The sequence below is a fragment of the Bacteroides sp. LFL-34 genome, assembly GCF_027257075.1.
GTDB lineage: Bacteria > Bacteroidota > Bacteroidia > Bacteroidales > Bacteroidaceae > Bacteroides > Bacteroides ovatus.
Genome location: NZ_JAPQKZ010000005.1, coordinates 201,272 through 209,824, shown reverse-complemented (window position 1 = coordinate 209,824; position 8,553 = coordinate 201,272). Strand labels below are relative to the sequence as shown.

The following is an 8,553-nucleotide window of genomic DNA, read 5'->3' as shown; positions in this document are numbered from 1 at the left end:
ACTAAAGAATGAGAAAACAACAAAAGGAAGCATGAATCTGAAAAGACTAAAAGCGGGATGGGATGAAAAATATTTGTCACAACTTTTACAGGAAAATAATTTTTAATGCGTCTGCCCTGACTCAAAAAGGAGAAACACTTAAATGTAGGGCGGATTTCTTTCTCCGGATGCCAGGAAAAAAGTATCTTTGCACATAAACAATCTGAATTATGGCAAAGATACTATTGGTTGAAGATGAAATTAATATCGCCTCTTTCATCGAACGGGGATTAAAAGAATTCGGGCATTCGGTAACCGTCTGCCATGACGGGGATACGGGTTGGAAAATCCTTCAGGACGAACCTTTCGACCTTTTAATACTGGACATTATCATGCCTAAAATAAATGGTTTGGAGCTTTGCCGCCTTTATCGCCAAATGTTCGGGTATCAAATCCCGGTAATCATGCTGACAGCTTTAGGAACAACCGAAGACATCGTCAAAGGACTGGATGCGGGAGCAGATGATTATCTCGTCAAACCTTTTAGTTTCCAGGAACTGGAAGCACGCATCAAAGCCCTGTTAAGACGCAACAAAGAAGTCCCTTCCAATCTATTGACTTGCGATAACCTGGTATTGGACTGCAATACCCGAAAAGCCAAAAGGGGTGACATAGACATCGACCTTACTGTTAAAGAATACCGCCTGCTCGAATATTTCATGACTCATCAAGGGGTTGCCCTCTCACGTATCACTCTGCTCAAAGATGTATGGGACAAGAATTTTGATACCAATACCAATATCGTAGATGTTTACGTAAACTATCTCCGGGTAAAGATTGATCGTGACTTTGATAAAAAGCTGATCCATACAGTCGTAGGATTAGGATATATCATGAATACTTAAACTCACCAACACTAATCCCGGCTATGAAAATAGGTTCCAAAATAGCTCTTTTCTATACGTTAATCAGTGTGTTGACTACTGTCATTATCATTGCTGTATTTTATATTTTCAGTACGCAGTACATCAATAAGCTCTATGCTTCTTACCTGCGTGAAAAAGCCTACCTGACCGCACAGAAGCATTGGGAAAAAGATGAAGTAGACGAACAGAGCTACCAGATTATCCAGCGCAAATATGACGAACTCCTGCCTGAAGCCCATGAGATTCTTTTAAATATGGACAGTCTTTCCGAAGTACGTGATACACTGAATAAATACCTCACGCAACACCAGCAGGCTCTTCTGCTGGCAGGACAGGACAGCATCCCTTTCTCCTTCAAATATAAGGATCAACTGGGAGCCGCCCTTTATTATCCGGATAATGAAGGCAACTTTATCGTACTCGTCATGTCCCGGAATGCCTACGGAACAGAAATCAAGGAACACTTATTGTTGCTTTCCATATTTCTCATCTTAGCCAGTTCCGTCCTGATCTTTTTTATCGGAAAAATATATTCCGGCCGTATTCTGGTTCCCCTGCAACACATACTAAAGGAATTGAAAAGAATACGTACCAACAGTCTGAACCGCCGATTAAAGACTACTGGCAATAATGACGAACTGGAGGACATGATAAAGACATTAAATAGTATGCTCGACCGTTTGGACAGTGCATTCAAGGCAGAAAAGTCCTTTGTCAGTCATGCTTCACATGAGTTGAACAATCCGATTACTGCCATTCAGGGAGAATGTGAAATCAGTCTGCTGAAAGAAAGAAGCACGGGAGAATACATTGAATCCCTTCAACGAATTTCTTCAGAAAGCAAACGGTTATCCAGTCTGATCCGGCATCTTCTTTTTCTTTCACGACAAGAAGAAGAACTCCTGAAAAACAATATTGAAGAGATTATTCTGGCCGATATATTAAAAGAGTTGACAGCTTCCGATGAGAGAATCCATCTTCATTTGGAAGAGACAGACCCGCAGATGACTGTAAAAGCCAATCCATATCTGTTGAAGATAGCATTAAAAAATATAATAGATAACGCCTGCAAATATTCTGATAAAGAAGTAAATGTGACTCTCTACCGGGAGCAACAACAAGTCATTCTTGATATAGAAGACCGGGGAATCGGTATTCCGCAAGAAGAAATAGAACATATATTCCAATCTTTCTATCGGGGCAGTAATACCCGGGACTATGCCGGACAAGGCATCGGACTTAGCCTGACCCTGAAAATCATTTCTGCTTATCATGCAAAGCTGGATATATCTTCAGAAATAGAAAAAGGAACAAAAGTACGGGTGATTTTTTAATCACCCTTCTTTTATCCCTTTCTCTCTCTACCTACTGAAAACTACAAATTTAATCTATGAACGTTTTTTCCACAGAATAGAAATGAACTAAATACGTCTTTGCAATAACTTTCCATTTTTATCATATAACATTCGTTCATATACCACTTCCACAATAAGAGGAAAGACAAACAAAGCAAAGAAAGTCGCTCCTATCAATCCACCGATAATGACAATCGCCAACGGACGCTGTGATTCCGAACCAATTCCATGACTCATGGCAGCGGGCATCAAACCGATAGCTGCCATTGCCGCTGTCATAATCACAGGGCGGATACGCGAGCGCACTCCTTCCTTAGTGGCTTTCTCCAAAGGCGAGCCGAGTTTTAGATTCGCCTTTATATCGAAAATCATAATCACCCCGTTCTGAATACAAATACCAAACAAGGCAATAAAACCGATACCGGCAGAAATGGAGAAGTTGAACTGCGTTATCAGAAGAGCCACAATACCACCCACGGCAGCGAACGGTACATTCAGCAATACCAGTCCCGCATCCCGCGCATTAGAGAATAGAATAAACAAGATGATAAAAATGATAGCAATACTGATAGGGACAACCTGTGCCAGACGTTTTGTGGCACGTTGCTGGTTCTCAAAATCGCCCGTCCATTTCAGCGAATAGCCTGCCGGCAGATGTACGGAAGCATTCACCTTTTTCTGCGCCTCGGCAACTGCCGTACCCATATCACGACCTCTCACCGAGAATTTCACTGCACAGAAACGAGCGTGATTATCACGGAATATCAATAACGGTCCCGTAATCGTCGTTATATCTGCCAATTCTTTGATAGGTACCATCGTTCCATCCATCGCCGGAACCAATATCTTACCTATCTCCTCTTCATTCTGACGGAATTGTTCGCTGTATCTTACCATGATATTAAACTTCCGCTCATCCTCATACAACAGTGAAGCCGATTTTCCGCCAATAGCCATTTCGATAATTGATTGCACATCTTCCTTAGCAACTCCATAACGCGCCAACTGGCGTTCATTCAACTCTATACGAAGCTCCGGCTGACCGATGTTCCGAATCACACCCAAGTCTTCAATTCCCTGAACCGTACTAAGGATCTTATCTATCTGAACCGCATATTTCTCCGACTCATACAAGTCTTTACCAAACACTTTCACCGCAATAGATCCTTTCACACCGGAAGCTGCTTCCTCCACATTATCAGTAATCGGTTGTGAGAAATTGAAGTCAATGCCGGGATAAATGGATAAATCCTCCTGCATCTTATCAATCAGTTCCAGTTTTGTCAACTTACTCTCCCATTCCTTTTCGGGATAAATATCAACGTGGAACTCGATATTATAGAATCCGGTAGCATCTGTACCGTCATTCGGTCGTCCGGTTTGCGACAGCACTTGCCGCACTTCCGGAAACGTTAATAGTTTCTTTCTCATTTTATTGGCAAGAGTCACCGATTCATCAAGCGAAATGCTTTGTGGCAAGGTAGCACGAATATAGATAGATCCCTCATTCAACTGCGGAAGGAACTCCGTACCCAGGAAAGAAAAAAGCCATAATCCGACACCCGCTATTACGGTTGCCATTCCGATGGTCAGTTTTCTGTGCGCATAGAATAAATCAAAAAGAGCCGAACACTTCGCATTGATAAAATGGACAAAACGGTTATTTTTCTCACGAACATTCTTTTTCAGTAACATGGAAGACATCACCGGAACCAATGTCAATGTAAAGATCAAAGCTCCCAACAATGCAAAGCCCAGCGTGTATGCCAAAGGAGAGAACATCTTTCCTTCTACCTTCTGGAAAGAGAAGATAGGAATCAATGCAGTGATGATAATCAATTTGGAGAAGAAAACCGCTTTCGCCTTGTCTTTTGCCGTGTTACGGATCAAGCCCATTTTAGACATCACATTAAAAGCAGGCATCCCCACTTCCCTCGCTTTCTTGTCCAAAGCCACAAACACTCCTTCCACCATCACCACGGCCCCATCAATAATAATACCGAAGTCTATGGCTCCCATAGAAAGCAGATTGGCGGACATTCCCATCACCCGTAAACAGATAAATGCGAACAAAAGGGCTAATGGGATAACGACAGCAACAATCACGGTAGTCCGCCAATCTGCCATAAAGATCAATACAATAAACGTAACCAATAATATTCCTTCAATCAGATTATGCGTCACAGTCTTTACCGCCAGATTCACCAAGTCCTCCCGGTCATAGAATGCCACTATCTTCACATCTTTCGGAAGTACATTCTGATTCAAGTCCTCTATTTTATCTTTCAGGTTGGCAATCACCTCACCCGGATTCTCTCCTTTCCGCATGACTACAATCCCCTGTACAACATCATTTTCATCCATTCGGCCCACTTGTCCCAAACGAGGCAAACAGGATTCGTGTACATCGGCAAGATTCTTCACCAGAATCGGAGTGCCATTGATGTTTTTCACTACGATATTTCTCAATTCATCCAGATCGTTAATCAAACCGATTCCACGAACCACATAAGCTTGCGAACTTTTAGTGATAACATCTCCTCCTACATTGATATTACTTTTAGCTATCGCATCATACAGTTCCAAAGAGGTAATGCCATAATTAATCAACTGGTGAGGATTCACACTTACCTCAAACGTCTTCACCTCCCCGCCGAAGCTCACAATATCCGCTACGCCGGATACCGAACGGAGATTACGTTCGATCACCCAATCCTGAATCGTTTTCAGTTCCCGCACACTGCGCTTGTCACTACGAAGCGTATAACGGAATATTTCTCCCGTCGGTCCATACAGAGGTTGTACTTCCGGAGTTACCCCGTCCGGAAGGTCGGCATCATTCAATAAATTATATACCTGTTGACGTGCTGTGAAATCATCGACACGATCTTCAAACATTACATTGATGACAGAAAGCCCGAAAAGAGTGGTGGAACGAATATCCGTTTTCTTCTGAACGGGATTCATCGCAATCTCAACAGGAATGGTGATAAACTTCTCTACCTCTTCGGCACTACGTCCCGGCCATTGCGTGATAATCGTCACTTTCGTATTCGTCACATCCGGGAAAGCATCTATCGGAGTATGTTTAAAGGAAACAGCTCCGGCTATAACGGCAATCGCTGTACAGAAGAAAATAAAGAATTTATTCTTCAGCGAGAAAGCCACTATATTATCTATGAATTTGTGCATACTATTTTCTGTTTTTAATCTGCATTCAACGCATTATATACCAACAATACATTATTATTCAGCACTCTGTCTCCCTCGGAAAGTCCGGAACGGATATAGCACTCCTTGCTCAACTGCTTGTACACATCCACCTCTTTCACCTGCAAACGCTGATCCGGCTCCACCACGACCACATAATTCTTTCCTCCTTCAAATACCAGTGCATGAGCATCGATACGAGGCATAGAAGTTCCATCCGCTTTACATTTCACACTTACATTCGTAAACATCCCCGGTTTCAACAAATATTCTTCATTCTTCAATTTGATGCGGACATTCATCGTTTTACTTTCACTATTCAACAAATGATACACCTTATCAATCGTACCGACAAACATCTTATCCGGATAAGCCAACGTAGAAATGCGTACGGAGGCATCTTCGGAAACCTTACTGATATCGCTTTCATACACATCCGCCATCACCCATACGTCTGACAACCCCGAAATCGTGAACAGCTCTTCACTCTGATCCGGACGCAACTGCATATCCCTGCTGATTTGTTTCTCCACAATAAACCCCGAAACAGGAGATTTCAGCTGATAATAAGCATTTCCGGAGAAATTATAAATAGAGAAAACATCCTTTATTCTTCTTTCTTCGGCTTCGGCACTTGTCAACTCCTGCTTCGCCTGAAGTACATCTTTATCCGAAGCCATGCCGGAAGCATACATATCCTGCGTAGCATCCATATTTCTGCGTGCCAGCAATAATTGTTGTTCCGCCTCTTTCAATTGCTTTTCATAATCTGCCACTTCTCCACTGCGGATGACTGCCAATACATCTCCCTTACGAACAAAGTCTCCTATTTCAGCCTTCAATTCTGTTACCGTACCTCCAAACATCGGATATACATGTGCCACCTGATTCTCATTAAAAGTGACCCGCCCGTTCAATGTCAGTTCGTCAATCACCTCTTGAACGTGAACCGTATCGACAGATACAATTCTCAACAAGCTATCTGTCAGGCATAAGGCAGCCGGTTCAACATTCGTTTGTTCTCCTTTACCGGAGCATGCTCCCAATACGGTAGTAAGCAATATGCAAGGAAGGAATTTATTCCAGTTCATAGTCTTTGATAATTTATGAATATTAGTAGTTCAATATAGTTTGTCCGATAGTTGTATTCAGGTTTTCCATCGCCAGGAAAACATCTTTCTTTATTTCATGCAACTGAATACAAGTTTCTTTATAGCTGTCATAGTAATCGATAAACTCCAATAAACTGATATTTCGTTTCTTAAAGTTTTCATTCACTCCCGCAATCAATTTTTCAAAGTTACGTTCCAGTTCCATATTGGTAGATTGATAAAGCTGAACTGCTTTATCCAGTGAAGCATAAGCGGTATAAAGCTCCATATCCGCACGGTTAGCCGCATTTTCCTGTTCCGCTCCTGCCTGCTGGATACTAAAACGGGCAGCTTTCACATTTCCCTGGTTGCGGTTGAAAATAGGTACTGACAAGCTCACTCCTATTGCAAAATAGTTATTGATAAAGTTTCCGGCACGGTCATAACTACCATTCACCGAAAATTCCGGAAATGCCATTGATTTCTGCAATTTCAGATTTGCACGGGAAGCACTGACCGTACTCCGGGCAATCTTGAGATCCGGCCGTTCATTCACCATCGCTTTCAAGTCGGCGAACGATAGTTGAGACAAATCCAATTGCTTCAACACCTCTTCATCCAGTGATAACTCAACCATCGTGTCTCCCGGAAGATTTAACAAGACATTAAGTTCTCCTCTAAGGGTCAACAACTCGTTTTCCCGTTCGTTCTTCTCTTTTTTCAAAGAGAACAACATAGATTCCAGACGGGACATTTCCATCAATGAAATATTTCCTTTCTCCTGTTGCAGTTTCATTCCGGCAAGTAACTCTTGCAGAGAATTCACTTCCTTCTCATAAATGGATATGGATTTCGAGAGAAAATAGACTTGTACAAACTTCTCATTCAGCTCCTGACGAAGTGTCCTCATCACCTCTTCAAACTGATATTCTGCTATTTCCTTGTTGATTTTCTCCAGTTTCACCTGCTTATTCCGTTGTCCGGCAAGACGAATTACCTGTTCAATTCCCACAACCATTTCGCCCTCCTTACCAAAATCAAAATACTTTCCGTTCAGGCGGTTATAAACATTCTGTTCTAACGAGATTACCGGATTCTCAAATAATTTGGCTTGCAGCACTTGTGCCTGTGCCATATCAATGTTATACCGTTCGGCTATCAGTGATAAGTTACGTTCCAGAAAACGTTGTTCCGCCTCTTTCAGCGTTAATGTTCCTGTGGTAGCCTGTTGCGCGCATATTCCTCCTGTCAGCAGAAGAAAAAAAGAAATTAGAAATACTCTGTTCATTACTATATTTATCTTTATTACCTTATTGTAGTTGTCGCGGCAAAATTACAATTCTGTAGCCGGAGAGACGGGAAAAAGTCATTATAAGCCTCTCATATCAGATTAGAATTTGATTAGAAAACAGCCATAGAAGGAAGAATTGTAAACACAACAGGAAAAATGGCTATCCTTCTTTTATCCCAACTCCCCTATCTTTGCAGTAGAGAAAATGAAATGAACCATTAAAAATAGAATATATGAAAATAATAGATTTAACCAAAGATAGTTTTGTAGAGAAGGTAGCTGATTATCAATCTTATCCTGATAACTGGAACTTCAAAGGGAATAAACCTTGCCTGGTCGATTTTCATGCCCCGTGGTGCGTCTATTGCAAAGCGTTATCGCCTATATTAGACCAACTAGCTAAAGAATACGAAGGGAAATTAGATATTTATAAAGTAGATGTCGATCAGGAACCGGAATTGGAAAGTGCATTTAAAATCCGCACCATTCCCAACCTGTTACTTTGCCCGCTGAACGGCAAACCGACAATGAAGTTAGGTACAATGAATAAAAACCAATTGAAAGAACTGATAGAAAGCAGTTTGCTTTCAGAATAGAAATACATTAAAAGTCCGGGATACTTCTGATGATGATAAACTGCCGGACTTTTGATATCATACAGAACATTGGCTTTTATAATAGGGAGTGTGTCAAAACGCAGA

At 41.7% G+C, this 8,553-nt stretch carries 6 protein-coding genes; 3 read left to right on the top strand and 3 right to left on the bottom strand.

What is annotated here, in order from left to right; translation table 11 throughout:
- Positions 1-209 precede the first annotated feature (209 nt).
- Together N5O98_RS04950 and N5O98_RS04945 are read left to right on the top strand one after the other, a co-directional pair.
- Complete coding sequence (locus N5O98_RS04950) at positions 210-884, top strand: response regulator transcription factor (protein WP_004303523.1); 675 nt, start codon at positions 210-212, stop codon at positions 882-884.
- A 23-nt stretch (positions 885-907) separates the two neighbouring features.
- Entirely contained in the window at positions 908-2,239 is a 1,332-nt protein-coding gene (locus tag N5O98_RS04945) for a sensor histidine kinase (RefSeq protein WP_118160994.1), read from the top strand.
- A gap of 87 nt (positions 2,240-2,326) precedes the next feature.
- Here N5O98_RS04945 and N5O98_RS04940 read toward each other — a convergent pair whose 3' ends face one another.
- From N5O98_RS04940 to N5O98_RS04930, 3 genes are read right to left on the bottom strand one after another with little or no spacing between them, the layout of a single operon-like run.
- On the bottom strand, positions 2,327-5,452 hold the full coding sequence (locus N5O98_RS04940) for an efflux RND transporter permease subunit (protein WP_118160995.1): 3,126 nt from the start codon (positions 5,450-5,452) through the stop codon (positions 2,327-2,329).
- Between the two features lie 14 nt (positions 5,453-5,466).
- Positions 5,467-6,561 carry an efflux RND transporter periplasmic adaptor subunit gene (locus tag N5O98_RS04935; protein ID WP_004310041.1) on the bottom strand — a complete coding sequence of 365 codons (1,095 nt, stop codon included), beginning with the start codon at positions 6,559-6,561 and terminating at the stop codon, positions 5,467-5,469.
- Between the two features lie 22 nt (positions 6,562-6,583).
- Positions 6,584-7,849, bottom strand: coding sequence for a TolC family protein (locus N5O98_RS04930; RefSeq protein WP_004295722.1), 1,266 nt, complete (start codon positions 7,847-7,849; stop codon positions 6,584-6,586).
- A gap of 236 nt (positions 7,850-8,085) precedes the next feature.
- On the opposite strand from N5O98_RS04930, the gene N5O98_RS04925 reads away from it, so the two are divergent.
- On the top strand, positions 8,086-8,448 hold the full coding sequence (locus tag N5O98_RS04925) for a thioredoxin family protein (RefSeq protein WP_004310042.1): 363 nt from the start codon (positions 8,086-8,088) through the stop codon (positions 8,446-8,448).
- Positions 8,449-8,553: the final 105 nt, after the last annotated feature.

Coding starts and splice junctions, on each gene's coding strand:
- N5O98_RS04925 (WP_004310042.1), top strand. CDS start 8,086: ATGAAAATAATAGATTTAACCAAAGATAGTTTTGTAGAGAAGGTAGCT.
- N5O98_RS04945 (WP_118160994.1), top strand. CDS start 908: ATGAAAATAGGTTCCAAAATAGCTCTTTTCTATACGTTAATCAGTGTG.
- N5O98_RS04935 (WP_004310041.1), bottom strand. CDS start 6,561: ATGAACTGGAATAAATTCCTTCCTTGCATATTGCTTACTACCGTATTG.
- N5O98_RS04930 (WP_004295722.1), bottom strand. CDS start 7,849: ATGAACAGAGTATTTCTAATTTCTTTTTTTCTTCTGCTGACAGGAGGA.
- N5O98_RS04950 (WP_004303523.1), top strand. CDS start 210: ATGGCAAAGATACTATTGGTTGAAGATGAAATTAATATCGCCTCTTTC.
- N5O98_RS04940 (WP_118160995.1), bottom strand. CDS start 5,452: ATGCACAAATTCATAGATAATATAGTGGCTTTCTCGCTGAAGAATAAA.